The 14,012-nt window shown below is 72.7% G+C and carries 15 protein-coding genes; 5 read left to right on the plus strand and 10 right to left on the minus strand.

All coding sequences use genetic code 11. The features are described from left to right. Positions 1-62: 62 nt before the first annotated feature. The 3 genes from rplT to infC all read right to left on the minus strand — a co-directional run bounded on the left by rplT (position 63) and on the right by infC (position 1,594). Positions 63-446 (minus strand): 50S ribosomal protein L20, encoded by a 384-nt coding sequence (gene rplT / locus ABZY45_RS15305; protein WP_003970214.1) that lies wholly within the window; start codon positions 444-446, stop codon positions 63-65. A gap of 113 nt (positions 447-559) precedes the next feature. Further along, positions 560-754, minus strand: a complete 195-nt coding sequence (gene rpmI / locus ABZY45_RS15310) for a 50S ribosomal protein L35 (RefSeq protein WP_030918579.1) — start codon at positions 752-754, stop codon at positions 560-562. Between the two features lie 120 nt (positions 755-874). Further along, positions 875-1,594 (minus strand): translation initiation factor IF-3, encoded by a 720-nt coding sequence (gene infC / locus ABZY45_RS15315; RefSeq protein WP_356740435.1) that lies wholly within the window; start codon positions 1,592-1,594, stop codon positions 875-877. A 329-nt stretch (positions 1,595-1,923) separates the two neighbouring features. On the opposite strand from infC, the gene ABZY45_RS15320 reads away from it, so the two are divergent. Then, the gene (locus ABZY45_RS15320) at positions 1,924-2,289 is read left to right on the plus strand and encodes a DUF1844 domain-containing protein (protein ID WP_014157243.1); all 366 of its coding nucleotides are present in this window, start codon (positions 1,924-1,926) and stop codon (positions 2,287-2,289) included. A gap of 59 nt (positions 2,290-2,348) precedes the next feature. Here the strand turns inward: ABZY45_RS15320 and ABZY45_RS15325 are convergent, their stop codons facing one another. After that, positions 2,349-3,077 (minus strand): SseB family protein, encoded by a 729-nt coding sequence (locus tag ABZY45_RS15325; protein WP_356740036.1) that lies wholly within the window; start codon positions 3,075-3,077, stop codon positions 2,349-2,351. Between the two features lie 86 nt (positions 3,078-3,163). On the opposite strand from ABZY45_RS15325, the gene ABZY45_RS15330 reads away from it, so the two are divergent. Beyond that, the gene (locus ABZY45_RS15330; protein WP_356740038.1) at positions 3,164-4,066 is read left to right on the plus strand and encodes a serine hydrolase; all 903 of its coding nucleotides are present in this window, start codon (positions 3,164-3,166) and stop codon (positions 4,064-4,066) included. On the opposite strand, the gene mycP is transcribed toward ABZY45_RS15330, so the two are convergent. Both mycP and ABZY45_RS15340 read right to left on the minus strand, forming a co-directional pair. Then, positions 4,050-5,222: a type VII secretion-associated serine protease mycosin gene (gene mycP, locus ABZY45_RS15335; protein ID WP_356740437.1), complete on the minus strand. Its 1,173-nt coding sequence runs from the start codon at positions 5,220-5,222 to the stop codon at positions 4,050-4,052. The two genes, ABZY45_RS15330 and mycP, sit on opposite strands and share 17 nt — an antisense overlap. Before the next feature lie 29 nt (positions 5,223-5,251). Then, positions 5,252-6,115 carry a hypothetical protein gene (locus ABZY45_RS15340; protein WP_356740439.1) on the minus strand — a complete coding sequence of 288 codons (864 nt, stop codon included), beginning with the start codon at positions 6,113-6,115 and terminating at the stop codon, positions 5,252-5,254. 446 nt (positions 6,116-6,561) lie between these two features. Between ABZY45_RS15340 and ABZY45_RS15345 the strand changes: the two genes are divergently transcribed. Continuing rightward, complete coding sequence (locus tag ABZY45_RS15345) at positions 6,562-7,764, plus strand: amino acid deaminase/aldolase (protein WP_356740040.1); 1,203 nt, start codon at positions 6,562-6,564, stop codon at positions 7,762-7,764. 83 nt (positions 7,765-7,847) lie between these two features. Here the strand turns inward: ABZY45_RS15345 and ABZY45_RS15350 are convergent, their stop codons facing one another. The 4 genes from ABZY45_RS15350 to ABZY45_RS15365 form a co-directional block, all read right to left on the minus strand. Continuing rightward, entirely contained in the window at positions 7,848-8,750 is a 903-nt protein-coding gene (locus ABZY45_RS15350) for a DUF2510 domain-containing protein (protein ID WP_356740042.1), read from the minus strand. A 75-nt stretch (positions 8,751-8,825) separates the two neighbouring features. Further along, the gene (locus ABZY45_RS15355) at positions 8,826-9,614 is read right to left on the minus strand and encodes a 3-oxoacyl-ACP reductase (protein WP_356740044.1); all 789 of its coding nucleotides are present in this window, start codon (positions 9,612-9,614) and stop codon (positions 8,826-8,828) included. Between the two features lie 6 nt (positions 9,615-9,620). Further along, positions 9,621-10,985 (minus strand): aldehyde dehydrogenase family protein, encoded by a 1,365-nt coding sequence (locus tag ABZY45_RS15360; RefSeq protein WP_356740046.1) that lies wholly within the window; start codon positions 10,983-10,985, stop codon positions 9,621-9,623. An 8-nt stretch (positions 10,986-10,993) separates the two neighbouring features. Continuing rightward, positions 10,994-12,355 (minus strand): glutamine synthetase family protein, encoded by a 1,362-nt coding sequence (locus ABZY45_RS15365; protein ID WP_356740048.1) that lies wholly within the window; start codon positions 12,353-12,355, stop codon positions 10,994-10,996. 38 nt (positions 12,356-12,393) lie between these two features. Between ABZY45_RS15365 and ABZY45_RS15370 the strand changes: the two genes are divergently transcribed. Together ABZY45_RS15370 and ABZY45_RS15375 are read left to right on the plus strand one after the other, a co-directional pair. Beyond that, positions 12,394-13,167 carry an FCD domain-containing protein gene (locus tag ABZY45_RS15370; RefSeq protein WP_356740050.1) on the plus strand — a complete coding sequence of 258 codons (774 nt, stop codon included), beginning with the start codon at positions 12,394-12,396 and terminating at the stop codon, positions 13,165-13,167. A 112-nt stretch (positions 13,168-13,279) separates the two neighbouring features. Next, entirely contained in the window at positions 13,280-14,008 is a 729-nt protein-coding gene (locus ABZY45_RS15375) for a gamma-glutamyl-gamma-aminobutyrate hydrolase family protein (RefSeq protein ID WP_356740052.1), read from the plus strand. Positions 14,009-14,012 lie beyond the last annotated feature (4 nt).

The raw sequence follows: 14,012 nt of genomic DNA on the forward strand, positions 1-14,012 counted from the left end.
CAGACGGCATGCGCCTGCGGGTCCGGCTCAAAGCGCTGGGACGCTTGGAAGTGCTGCCTGGATCAGGCGGCCTTCGGGGCGTTGACGTCGCTCGGGAGGGCCTTCTGAGCGACCTCGACCAGGGCGGCGAACGCGTTGGCGTCGTTGACCGCGAGCTCGGCCAGGATCTTGCGGTCCACCTCGATGTTGGCGGCCTTCAGACCCTGGATGAGGCGGTTGTACGTCATGCCGTTCTGGCGAGCGGCCGCGTTGATGCGCTGGATCCAGAGCTGACGGAAGTCGCCCTTGCGCTTCTTGCGGTCGTTGTAGTTGTAGACCAGGGAGTGGGTGACCTGCTCCTTGGCCTTGCGGTACAGGCGCGAACGCTGACCGCGGTAACCGCTGGCGGCCTCGAGGATCGCCCGGCGCTTCTTGTGGGCGTTTACTGCCCGCTTGACGCGTGCCACTTTTAACTCCTTGCAGCGGGGCCGGGTGGTCGGAAGTCAGACCTCACCTGGCCCGGAAACGAATAGGTCCCGGTCGGATCGAGGGCGCCTCCGGGTTCACCGGAGGCCGCGCCTCACTTGCCGAGAAGCTTCTTGATCTTCTTGGCGTCGGCCGGAGCCACGACGACCGTGCCGGTCAGCGAGCGGGTCTTCTTGGACGACTTGTGCTCGAGCAGGTGGCGCTTGCCCGCCTTCTCGCGCAGCACCTTGCCGGAGCCGGTGATCTTGAAGCGCTTGCTGGCACCGCTGTGCGTCTTGTTCTTCGGCATCGCGCCGTTATCTCCTCGTCAGTGGCGCCCCTCACGGTGCGGGCACCGGACTGCAGGGGCGTCAGATCTTTGGGTGGTTCCCGAGGGACCCGGGGGCGCCTGGATGGCTGCCCCCGGAGGTCACGCCTCGGAAGGTGTGTCGGCCGGAGCCTCGGCCGCTGCGGCCGGAGCCTCAGCGGTGTCACCCTCGGACTCGGCGTCGGGGGTCGGTCCCTGACGCTCCGCCTTACGGGCGGCCTGGGCCTCGCGGGCCTCGGCCATGGCTTCGGTCTTCTTCTTGTGCGGGCCCAGAACCATGATCATGTTCCGGCCGTCCTGCTTCGGGTTGGACTCGATGAAGCCGAGGTCCTCGACATCCGAAGCGAGACGCTGGAGCAGTCGGAAGCCCAGCTCGGGGCGGGACTGCTCACGGCCACGGAACATGATCGTGATCTTGACCTTGTCCCCCTGCTTGAGGAACCGGACGACGTGACCCTTCTTGGTGTCGTAGTCGTGCGGGTCGATCTTCGGCCGGAGCTTCATTTCCTTGATGACCGTGTGCGCCTGGTTCTTGCGCGCCTCACGGGCCTTCATGGCCGACTCGTACTTGAACTTCCCGTAGTCCATGAGCTTGCACACGGGGGGACGGGCTGTCGCCGCCACCTCGACCAGGTCGAGGTCGTACTCCTGTGCGAGCTCCAGGGCCTTGGCAAGCGGAACAATCCCGACCTGCTCGCCGCTGGGACCGACAAGTCGCACCTCGGGAACGCGAATCCGGTCGTTGATGCGGGGCTCGGCGCTGATGGATCCTCCTCGGTAGCACCACGCGACCGCCTGGCGGACAGCCGCGTAACGTCTTATGTATGACCAACCGAGCCGGGAAAGCAGAAATGCCCCGGACGGGACACAGGCGGGGCTCCTGGAAATACCGGAACACCGCCGCGTGCAACCGCGGGGCGCATCGGGCGGCCCCATCGTCCGTACGGAACGATGGCTGCCACCTGACCGGTGACCCGCCGTCCCGGAGGACGGTCAGGTGGGAGATCGGAGCCTCCACTTGCGGGCCGAGCACATAGGTGTCCGGCCGGTCGTTACACAAGGTTAGCAGCCCGCCGACGCGTGCGCTAATCCCGTGTCCCGGGGCGCTCCCGCGGGAGAGGCGTGCGCGGCCTGGCCTTATCGTGTGGGGCATGAGCGACGCGACCACTCCCAGCACCGAGAACCCCGGCTTCGACGACATGGCCCGCGACATCGCGGAGGTCCCCGCGGTCGAGGTGATCGTGACCGTCGCCGTCAACCTGATGAGCGCGGCAGCCGTGAAGCTCGGTCTGACCGAGGAGGGCGAGCAGCACAAGGACCTGGACGAGGCGCGCAAGCTGGTCCAGGCCCTGGCCGGACTGCTCGACGCGAGCGCCACGGAGATCAGCACCTTCCACGCCTCCCCGCTGCGCGACGGTTTGAAGTCGCTCCAGCTCGCCTTCCGCGAGGCCTCGCTCGTCCCGGACGAGCCCGGCCACGGCCCGGGAGAGAAGTACACGGGCCCGGTCTACGGCTAGAAGCCACGGCTGACGCACACGAGCCCGCCGCCTGGTCACAGGCGGCGGGCTCGTCTGCGTCAGCGGCTGAACAGCGGCTCGCCCGGGGCCTCGGCTCCGGCGGGCAGCAGCGCGAGATCGATGCCGCGCACCAGGCGGGCCCGGAGCACCTCGCTGGCCGACAGCGCTTCGGCGACCCGGCGGGCGGCCTCGGCGACCACCGCGCCCTCGGCGAGGACCAGGGCCAGGGTGCCGTCGGCCGGCCCCGGGCCGAGGTGCGCGCGGAGCACGGCGGGCTCGGCGGCGACCGCCTCCCGTACGGCGGCGACGACGGCGGGGTCGTCGAGCGGGTCCGCGCTGACGCGGTTCTCCGCCAGGGCCCGCAGCGCCGGCCCGGTGAGCTCGAAGGCGACGGGCCCCGCGAGGTCGAGCACCACGGTGTCCGCCTTCTCGTGCGCGGCGGCCTGCAGCGCCTGGTGCAGGGGTACGGCGACGGGCCGCGCCTGCGGGTCCCAGCGGGCCAGCGAGGCGGTGGAGGTGAAGGCGGGCAGCGCACGCCGGTCACCGGCCTGAAGCGTCGGCACGGCCATGTCGCTGGTCTTCTCCCGGCGCAGGCCGTTCTCGTCCTCCTCGACCTCGCCGAGGACGGCGACGACCGGGACGAGCAGCCGGGCGTCGCGGAGCGCCGTCAGGACCGGGCCGACGGCCGTACGGTCCCCCGCCCACGCCGCGAGGGCGGCCGTCAGCTCGGGGGCGGCGGTGCCGTCGTCGTCTGAGAAACCTGGGTCCGGGATGTTCTTGAGCTCCACACGACGAGCGTAGTGGGTGGCGTCTCCCACCTGGGCGACAGGTCGGTCACAGGGTGCTGCCAGGTGCGCTGCCTAGCGTCCGGCCCATGCCCCGTCACAGAACCCGCAGGTCCACGCTGTCCGCCTCGGTGACCGCCGGCCTTCTCCTGGCCTGTTCCGCCGTGGGTGGCGCGTATCTGGTGGGTCGTTCCGCGGATGACGCTCCGGCCGCCGTGGCCGCCGTATCCTCCGCGTCGAGCCCGCCGGCCACGACGGGCGTGAGCGAGGAGCCCGAGGTGGATCTCGACGCGGAGCTGGCCGAGGCGCTGGCGGTCCCGGCGGACGGCGCCGATGTCTCGGTGTCGGTGCTGGACACGGAGACGGGAGCGCACGCGACGTACGGCGACGGCACGTACGACACCGCCAGCATCGTCAAGGTCGACATCCTGGCGGCGCTGCTGCTGCTCGCGCAGGACGAGCACCGGGAGCTGAGCGGGGCGGAGCACGCGTACGCGGAGGCCATGATCCGGCGCAGCGACAACACCTCGGCGACCGAGCTGCTCAAGGTGATCGGCGGCGCCGAGGGCCTGGACGCGGCCAACGAACGCCTGGGCCTGACCGAGACCGGGGCCGTGCACGCGTGGGGGCTGACCCGGACCACGGCCGCCGACCAGGTGCGGCTGCTGGAGGCGGTGTGCGGTGCGGGGACGGTGCTGACGGATGCCTCTCGCGCCTATCTGACGGAGCTGATGGGCGAGGTCGAGGCGGACCAGCGGTGGGGGGTGTCCGCTGCGGGAAGCGGAGCGGTGCTGAAGAACGGCTGGATGCCCCGGACCACGACAGGGCTGTGGGACGTCAACAGCATCGGGCGGGTGGAGAGCGGCGGGCACACCCTGCTGGTCGCCGTGCTCTCGCGCGGGCACACGACGAAGGAGGCGGGCATCGCCCTCGTGGAGTCCGTCGCCAGAACCGCGGCCGGCGTGACGGGGGCGGTCAGCGGGACCGGCTGACGGAGTTGCCGCCGCGCCACAGCACCACGGCCAGGGCGAGGAGTACGGCTCCGAGGCCGCCCGCGGCCGGGGCGAGCCAGCCGGCCGGGTCCTCGTCCTCCGGCTCGGGGGTGGGGCCGGCTCCGAAGTACTGCTTGCGGTAGCCGGCCGTGGCGGACCTGGCCTCCGTACCGTCGGGGCTCAGTTCCGCCCCGGCCTCGATGGCGGCGGCGGGGTCGACCAGGCCGTAGCCACGGGCGTCGTCACGGCCGCCCTCGGGGGCGTTGCGTGCGGTGTCGGCGAGCAGGGTCTTGATCTGGGCGGGCGAGAGCCCCGGATGGGCGGCGCGCACGAGGGCGACGGCCCCGGAGACGAAGGCCGAGGCGGCGGAGGTGCCCCACTCGATGTAGTAGTGCTGGTCGGGGTTGGCGACGACGATGTCGACGCCGGGGGCGCTGACGGTGGCGTACCAGCGGCGGGTCGAGAACGAGGCGTGCGTGCCGTACTTGTCGACGGCGGCGACGGCGATCACCCCGGGGTAGGCGGCCGGGTAGGAGACGCGGTCGCCCTTGTCCCCGCTGTTGCCGGCCGACGCGACGACGGCCACGCCCTTGCCGAGGGCGTACTGGATGGCCGCGTCCTCGCCCGGCTCCGGGTGCGCGGACTTGCTGTCGTCGCCCAGGGAGAGGTTGATGACGTCGGCGCCCTGGTCGGTCGCCCAGCGGATGCCGTCCGCGAGCGCCGTGCCGCGTGACTCACGGGCCTTGCCGCGGGAGGAGTCGTTGGACTCGAGGATCACCCGGACAGGCAGGATCTTCGCCTCCGGAGCGACTCCGAGCACCCCGTCGGCCCGGCCGGGGCCGTTGCCCCGGCCCGCGATGATGCCGGCCATGGCGGTGCCGTGCAGGGCCCATGCGCTGTCGCCGCGCCCCGCGCCGAAGCCGATGAGGTCCTTGCCTGGCAGGACCTGGCCCGCGAGGTCGGGGTGCTGGTCGTCGACCCCGGTGTCCAGGACGGCGACGGTGACGCCCTCGCCCTTCGTCGTCCGCCAGGCCTGGTCGGTGTGCAGGGCCTCCAGGCCCCACTGCTGGTCCCGGATGGCGTCCGCGCGGGCCGGGACGGCGGGGATCAGCGCGAAGGCGGTGGCCGTGGTCACGGCGGCGAGCGCGCGGAACAGGCGGGGCCGGGGCGTCGTGGCTGCTGCGGTCACTCCGGCTTCTCCGTGAGGTCGGTGACGGTCCTGCGCAGTGCGCGCTCCACCCGGTCGGCGATGCCCTTCGCCTCATGCCCGAGTCCGGCCTGGGCGACGGCGGTGGTGGCCCCGGCGGCCATGGCCTCGGCGACGGGCTGCGGATCGGCGACCGTCCGGCCGTCGGCGAAGCCGGAGACGGCGAACACCACGGCGGGGGCCTCGGTCAGCACATGGACGGTCCAGCTCGCGCGCTGACGGTCCGTGAAGTTTGCCGCGACGGTGTTCTCGGCCGGATAGGCACGGGGCATCAGGTCGGAGCGCGCGGCGAGCTTCTGGGCGGTGAAGCGGGTGCTCAGCGCGCTCATCGCCTGGGCGTCCGCCTCCGTGAAGACCATCCCGACGGTGGTGACGCTGCTGCGGGTCGCGTCGGAGTAGGTGGCGCGCAGCAGCCGTTCGCAGCCGACCGGCCGGAGCGCCTCGAGGAGCAGGGGGTCCAGACCGGCCGCGCACTCGCTGTCGCCAGCGACGGCCACCCGGGTCCACACCCGGTCGGTGGCTCCCGGACCCGCGCCCTCGCCCTTGAGCGTGCGCGGGAAGAGGGTGTCGACGGGCACGCTGTGCCAGACGGAGCGGCTCACGGTGTACGCGCTGTCGTCGCCGGGCTCGGCGGCGGAGTCCCCGGTGAGCCAGCTGCCGGTGACCGCGCCGCCGATGAGCCCGAGGCCGAGCACGGCACAGGCCGCGGCCGCCGCGGTCCTGAGCGGGCGCCTGGCCGGTACGGGACGGAGCCGGGTGGTGGTCTCGGCGGGGGTCTCCGCGTAGGCGTAATAGGCGCCGGGCGGGGCCGGGGCGGCGCCGGGGCGGGGGGTCAGGTCCACAGCGCCGACGGGCCTGCGCCGGGTCGCGGCGGGCTGTGCGGGGTGGCCGGGGGGCGCGGACGGCGGGGCGCCGGGAGGCGTAGGCGGTACGGCGCGCAGCCGGGTGGTCGTCTCGGCCGGTGTGGGCTCCGTACGCGGCGCGGGAGGAGTGGGCTCCGTACGCGGGAGGGGTGGTGCCGGGGCGTGTCCGGGGAGCGGCGGCGGGGCGGGCGGGACGCCCGGGCGGGGCGGCACTGGAGCGCGCTGCGCTTCGGTACTCATCCGTCCCCCTGGTCCACGTCCCCGTACCGCCCGCGGACCGGCGCTTCGCACGGGCCCGTCGTTCGCTCGCGTGACGTTCACTCTACGGGGTGGAGGGCGCCCCGTGGGACGGGGACGGAGGGTGCGGGACGATCTGCACCGAACGTCCCCTACCCAGTGGTACGGCCGTCTGGCAAGCTGCGGCCATGACTGCCCGCGCCGCTGACCGGACCCGTTACGATCGGGCCACCGCCCATCTCGACGCCCCGGTGGCCGTCGTCGATCTGGAGGCCTTCGACTCCAATGCCGACGATCTGGTGCGCCGGGCCGGCGGCAAGCCGATCCGGGTGGCCAGCAAGTCGGTACGCTGCCGCGCCCTGCTGGAGCGGGTGCTCGCGCGCCCCGGGTTCGCCGGGATCATGTCGTTCACCCTCGCGGAGTCGCTGTGGCTGGCCCGTTCCGGCTTCGAGGACGTGCTGCTGGCCTATCCGTCGGCCGACCGCGCCGGCTACGCCGAACTGGCGGGGGATCCCAAACTCGCGGCGGCGGTGACCGTGATGGTCGACGATCCGGCGCAGCTGGAGCTGATCGACGCGGCGCGCTCCGGTGGCACCGAGGAGATCCGGGTCTGCCTGGAGCTGGACACGTCGCTGCGGCTGCTGGGCGGCAGGGTCAGGATCGGCGCGCTGCGCTCCCCGCTCCGCTCCCCCGCCCAACTGGCCGAACTGGCCCGCTCGGTGGAGCGCAGGCCGGGTTTCCGGCTGGTGGGGCTGATGGCGTACGAGGGCCATGTCGCCGGTGTCGGGGACTCGTTGGCGGGCCGCCCGCTGCGCTCGCGCGCGGTGCGGCTGATGCAGGCGGCGGCGCGCAGGGAGCTGGCGACCCGGCGGGCGGAGGTCGTGCGGGCGGTACGGACGGTGGCGCCGGACCTGGAGTTCGTGAACGGGGGCGGTACCGGCAGTGTGCAGCACACCGCCGCCGAGGCCGCGGTGACCGAGATCGCCGCGGGGTCCGGGCTGTACGTGCCGAGGCTGTTCGACAACTACACGTCGTTCACCGGCCGTCCGGCCGCGCTGTTCGCCCAGCCGGTGGTGCGCCGTCCCGGCGTGGGCGTGGTGACGGTGCTCGGCGGCGGATATCCGGCGTCGGGGGCGGCGGGCCCGGACCGGCTGCCGGTGCCGTATCTGCCGGAGGGCCTGCGCTACGACCCGCAGGAGGGCCCCGGAGAGGTGCAGACCCCCCTGCTCGGCTCGCCCGCGGACGATCTGCTGATCGGCGACAAGGTGTGGTTCCGGCACGCCAAGGCCGGTGAACTGTGCGAGCGGTTCGACGAGTTGCGGCTGATCGAGGGCGATCGGATCACGGCCACCGTGCCCACGTACCGCGGTGAGGGCCGCACCTTCCTCTGAGGCTCCCCGGCCCCTCCTCCGAGGCTCCCCTGTCCTCCCGCTGAGGCTTCCCGGTACGGACCGGGCGGCGTGATCCCGGGGTGTCAGGGCGCCACGGTGCTGCCCACACCGCCGTTCGTGGCGTCACCGACCGGGCGGATGCCCTCGGTGACGGTGTCCATGAGGGAGAGCGGCAGATCGTCCTGACCCGCGTCGAACGCGAAGCGCACGATGACCGGGGTCTCGCTGCCCACCGCGGAGGGGAAGACGAGCGACTGCACGTAGCCGCCCGGCCCCTTGCCCGTGGTGACCTTCCAGCGCACCAGATGCCCGGTGCGTCCCGCCACGGTGACGGACTCGGACGCCAGTTGCTCGTGGGACCTGATCCCTCCGTGCGGGCGTCCGCCTGCGAAGTCCTCGCCGTAGGCGTTGTCCGCGGCCGTCTCGATGTCCTGCTCGGCGAGGTCCTTCATGTCCGTGAGATCGGTGCCGCCCGCCGTCCGGACCGTGACGGTCCCGTGGTAGCAGTAGCTCCCCGAGTCGCCGGGGCAGGTGTACGACCCGACCGTACGCATCGTGGAGGAGTCGTCGAGGGTGTGTTCCGGCTTCTCCCAGCCGTCGGGGACGTTCAGGGTGACGCCGTTGAGCTGGTCGACCAGCACGGAGGGGTCGTCCTGCGGGCCGCCGGCGGGTGAGGGGGTGTCCGCGCTCGCGCTGACCGTGGCGGTCGGCGAGGGTGCGCTTCGCGGGGCGTCACCGTCCTCCTCGCCCAGCACCAGGAAGCCGGCGACGGCCGCCGCCACGACCGCGAGGCCCGCCGCGGCGAGGACGACGGTCCTGGCCGCGCGGCGGGCGCCGGCGGGTGCGGGGCTCCCGGGCGGGTGGGGCACCGACAGCGGCGAGGGGACCGCGCGGGCGTGCGCGGTCCAGGCCGTGCCGTCCCACCAGCGCTCGGTGCCCGGCATGTTCACGTCCGGGTACCAGCCGGGCGGGGTCGAGTGACTCATGGGACCACTGTAGGGACGGCGGCCGGGGCGCCGGGTCCGGATCGGGCCCGGCGCGGCAGGATCCGGGCCCGGGTCCTAGAGCGGGGTCACGTACGCTCCCGAGATCCCGCCGTCGACGAGGAAGTCGGTGGCGTTGACGAAGGAGGAGTCGTCGCTGGCCAGGAAGGCGACGGCGGCCGCGATCTCCGTCGCCTCGGCGAACCGGCCGAGAGGGATGTGCACGAGCCTGCGGGCGGCGCGTTCCGGGTCCTTCGCGAACAGCTCCTGGAGCAGCGGTGTGTTGACCGGCCCCGGGCACAGGGCGTTGACGCGGATGCCCTCGCGGGCGAACTGCACCCCGAGTTCCCGGGACAGCGCGAGCACTCCTCCCTTGGACGCGGTGTAGGAGATCTGCGAGGTGGCCGCGCCCATCCTGGCCACGAACGAGGCGGTGTTGATGATCGAGCCGCGCCCCTGGCGCCGCATGTAGGGCAGCGCGGCCTTGCAGCAGAGGTAGACCGAGGTGAGGTTGACGTCCTGGACGCGCTTCCATGCCTCCAGACCCGTGGTGAGGATGGAGTCGTCGTCGGGGGGCGAGATGCCCGCGTTGTTGAAGGCGATGTCGACGGATCCGTAGGTGTCGTCCGCCGCCGCGAAGAGCGCGTCGACCTGGCCGGGGTCGGTGACGTCGACGCGTACGAAGGTGCCTCCCACCTCCTTCGCGGCGGCCCGGCCCGTGGTCTCGTCGATGTCGCCGCAGACGACGTGGGCCCCCTCGGAGGCCAGCCGGCGGGCGGTGGCCAGGCCGATGCCGCTGCCGGCGCCGGTGATGACGGCGGTGCGGCCGGTGAGACGGCGGCAGATGTTCCCGGTGTCGGTGCTCATGTGTGGTCAGGCCTCCGTGCCGATGAAGACGTTCTTGGTTTCGGTGAAGGCCGCGAGGGCGTCGGGCCCCAGTTCACGGCCGAGCCCGGACTGTCCGTACCCGCCGAAGGGGGTCCAGTAGCGGACTGCCGAGTGGGAGTTGACGGACAGGTTCCCGGCCCGGACCGCCTGCGACACCCGGAGCGCGCGGCCCACGTCACGGGTCCAGATCGAGCCCGCCAGTCCGTAGTCGGTGGCGTTGGCCAGTCGTACGGCGTCCTCCTCGTCCTCGAACGGCAGGACGACGGCGACGGGGCCGAAGACCTCCTCGGTGGCGACGGCCGCGTCCGGAGCGACACCGGTGAGGACGGTGGGCGGGAACCAGAAACCGGGGCCTGAGGGCGCGCTGCCCCGGATGCCGTCCGCGTCCTCGGGGACGAGGGCGCGGACGCGCTCCAGCTGGGTCCGGGAGATCAGCGGGCCCATCTGGGTCTTCTCGTCGGAGGGGTCTCCGACGACGACCGAGGCGATGGCCGGGACGAGCAGTTCGAGGAAGCGCTCGTACACGGGCCGCTGGACCAGGATGCGGGTGCGGGCGCAGCAGTCCTGGCCGGTGTTGTCGAGGAAGGACATGGGTGCGCAGGCCGCTGCGGCCTCGACGTCGGCGTCGGCGAAGACGATGTTGGGGCTCTTGCCGCCGAGTTCGAGGGTCAGCCGCTTCACCCGGTCCGCGCACCTGGCCATGATCTGCCTGCCCACCCGGGTCGATCCGGTGAAGACGATCTTGGCTACGCCGGGATGGTCGACCAACGCGCCGCCCGTCACGTCCCCCGCGCCCGGCAGCACCTGGAAGAGGTGCTCGGGAAGCCCTGCGTCGAGGGCGATCCGGGCCAGTTCGAGGGCGGTGAGCGGGGTGGTCTCGGCCGGTTTGAGGATGACCGCGTTGCCGGCGGCGAGCGCGGGCGCGGTGCCCCAGGCGGCGATCGGCATGGGGAAGTTCCACGGGGCGATCACCCCGACGACGCCGAGCGGTTCGAGGAGGGTGAGATCGATCCCGCCGGGGACGGGGATCTGGCGCCCGGTCAGGCGTTCCACTCCCCCGGCGGCGTAGTCGAGCAGGTCCCGGACGTTGGCCGCCTCCCAGCGGGCGTTGCCCAGGGTGTGGCCCGCCTCCGTGACCTCCAGCAGGGCGAGGCGCTCGGCCTGTTCGTCGACGAGGACGGCGAACCGGCGCAGCAGCCGCGCGCGGTCGGCCGGTGCCAGGGCGGCCCAGGTGCGCTGGGCCGCGGCGGCTCGGGTGACGGCGGCGGACACCTCGGAGGCGGTGGTGGCGGGGACGGTGGCGACGAGCGCTTCTGTCGCCGGGTTCAGGACGCGGTGTTCGTGGATCACGGGGTGCCTCACAGGCGTTCGAAGGAGCGGCGGAGTTCCCAGTCGGTCACCGCGGCGTCGAAGGCCTCCAGTTCGACGCGCGCCATGTTGCGGTAGTGCGCCACGGTCTCGTCGCCGAAGGCGGCGCGGGCCGTCGCGCTGCTCTCCCAGAGCTCGGCGGCTTCGCGGAGTGTGGTGGGGACCTGGTCGTATCCGGCGGTGTAGGCGTTGCCCTCGCAGGCCTCGGGGAGTTCCAGCTCGTTCTCGATGCCGTGCAGTCCGGCGGCCACGAGCCCTGCGACGGCGAGGTAGGGATTGACGTCCCCTCCGGGCAGCCGGTTCTCGAAGCGCATCGAGCGGCCGTGTCCGACCACGCGCAGGGCGCAGGTGCGGTTGTCGTGCCCCCACGCGACGGCGGTCGGGGCGAAGGAGCCCGGCTGGAACCGCTTGTAGGAGTTGATGTTCGGCGCGTACAGCAGCGAGAAGTCGCGCAGGGCCGCGAGCTGCCCGGCGAGGAAGCGCCGCATCACGGGCGACATGGCGCCGTCCTCGCCCGCCATGACGCTGCGCCCGTCGGTGTCCCGGAGGGAGAGGTGGATGTGGCAGGAGTTGCCCTCACGCTCGTTGTACTTGGCCATGAAGGTGAGGGCGACACCCTCCTGGGCGGCGATCTCCTTGGAACCGGTCTTGTAGACCGCGTGCTGGTCGCAGGTGACGAGCGCCTCGTCGTAGCGGAAGACGATCTCGTGCTGGCCCGGATTGCACTCGCCCTTCGCCGACTCGACGGTGAGGCCGGCGGACGCCATCTCGTTGCGGATGCGGCGCAGCAGCGGCTCTACGCGGCCGGTGCCGAGGACGGAGTAGTCGATGTTGTACTGGTTGGCCGGGGTGAGCCCGCGGTAGTGGCGGTCCCACGCCTGCTCGTAGGTGTCCTTGAAGACGATGAATTCGAGCTCGGTGCCGACATGGGCGGTCAGACCGTGCGCGGCGAGCCGCTCCAGCTGCCGCCGGAGGATCTGGCGGGGCGCGGCGAGGACCGGTGAGCCGTCCTCCCAGGCGAGATCGGCCATGACCAGCGCCGTCCCCTCGTGCCAGGGGATGCGGCGCAGGGTGGTGAGGTCGGGGTGCATCGCGAAGTCGCCGTAGCCGTTCGACCAGGAGGACATGGCGAATCCGTCGACGGTGTTCATGTCCGTGTCGACGGCGAGCAGGTAGTTGCACCCCTCCGTGCCGTGTTCGAGCACCTCGTCCAGGAAGAACGGCGCGGCGAACCGCTTGCCCTGAAGCCGTCCCTGCATGTCGGGGAAGGCGAGGACGACGGTGTCGATCTCGCCCCTCCCCACGAGCTCGCGCAACTCGTCGACCTGGAGCGGGGGTGTTCGGTCTGCCACGGGATACTCCTCGTTCGGTCAGCCGGAAGGCTTAAGGTATGGGAGAAAACCATTGGGGGGAAGGGAATCGGGACGTGGCGGAGGAGACCGTGGAACCAGGGGCCTCCGGCCCGTTGCTGCCCGCGCTGCGGCCGGTCCGCGCGGGCAGCGGCTTCGAGGAGGCCCTGGAGCAGATCCTCCAGGTGGTCCGGCTCGGCCTGGTGCCCGCGGGTGGACGGCTGCCGGCCGAGCGTGAGCTCGCCGCCCTCCTCGGGATCAGCCGCGTCACCCTGCGCGACGTGCTGAAAGTGCTCCAGGACCAGGGGCTGGTGGAGGCGCGGCGCGGCCGCTACGGCGGCACGTTCGTGCTTCCCCGCACCGGCCCGGCCGACGGGGACGAACTGCGCCGGCGGGTGGCCGGCGTCGACATCGAGGACGTCCTGCTGTTCCGGGAGGTGCTGGAGGCGGGGGCGGCGGGCCTGTGCGCCTCGCACGGCCTCGGCGGCGAGGGGGCGGACCGGCTCCGGACGGCTCTGGCGGCGACACACGAGGCACCTCTGCCCGACTACCGCAGGCTCGACACCCTCTTCCACCTGACGATCGCGGAGCTGTCCGGGTCCCCCTCCCTCACGGCCCGTTACGCGACCGTCCGGGCGACGGTGAACGACCTGCTGGACTGCATACCCCTGCTGGTACGGAATCTGGAGCATTCTCAGCAGCAGCACACGGCCCTCGTCGAGGCGGTGCTCGACGGCGACGAGGAAACGGCGCGTGCGGTGGTGCGCGAGCACTGCGCGGGGACCGCGGCACTGCTCCGGGGCTTCCTGGCTTGATCTTGCCCTTCCGGATCACCGCTCTTGCGCGGTGGCGCTCCACGAACAAAGGTATGACGCGACACCATTGCACCGGGCCGGTCCGCAGACCGGCCGCCGGAGGGACCGCACCATGCACGAACCGCTCATCGGCGTCACGACCTATCTGGAGCCGGCGGCTCGCTGGGGCGTCTGGGAACTCCCCGCGGCGGTGCTCCCCTCCGCCTATCCGCGGCTGGTCCAGCGATCCGGCGGCCTGGCCGCGCTGCTGCCGCCGGACGACCCGGCACGGGCCGCACAGGTCGTCGCCCGGCTGGACGGCCTCGTGATCGCGGGCGGCGCGGACGTCGATCCCGGACTGTACGGCGCGGAGCGCGACTTCAGGACCGGCCCGCCGGCCCACGAGCGCGACACCTGGGAGGTGGCCCTGCTGCGCGCGGCGCGCGAGGCGGGCGTCCCGGTGCTCGGGATCTGCCGGGGGATGCAGTTGCTGAACGTCGCGCTGGGCGGGACCCTGACCCAGCATCTGGACGGCCACGCGGGCCCGTTCGGCAAGGCGGGTGTCCTGGGCGAGCACACGGTGACCCCGGTCCCGGGCACGCTGTACGCCTCGCTCGTGCCCGATGAGGCGTCCGTCCCGACGTACCACCACCAGGCCGTGGACCGGCTCGCGCCCGGGCTGGTGGCGTCGGCGCACGCCGCGGACGGCACGGTGGAGGCGATCGAACTGCCGGGGCCGCCATGGGTGCTCGGCGTGCAGTGGCACCCCGAGATGGGCGACGACCCACGGATCATGCGGGCCCTGGTGGACGCGGCCCGCACGCGCGCGGGGGCGCCGCAGCCGGTCGCGGACCGGGCCTGAGGGA

This window comes from Streptomyces sp. NPDC006516 (assembly GCF_040611875.1).
In the GTDB taxonomy this organism is placed as follows: Bacteria; Actinomycetota; Actinomycetes; order Streptomycetales; family Streptomycetaceae; genus Streptomyces.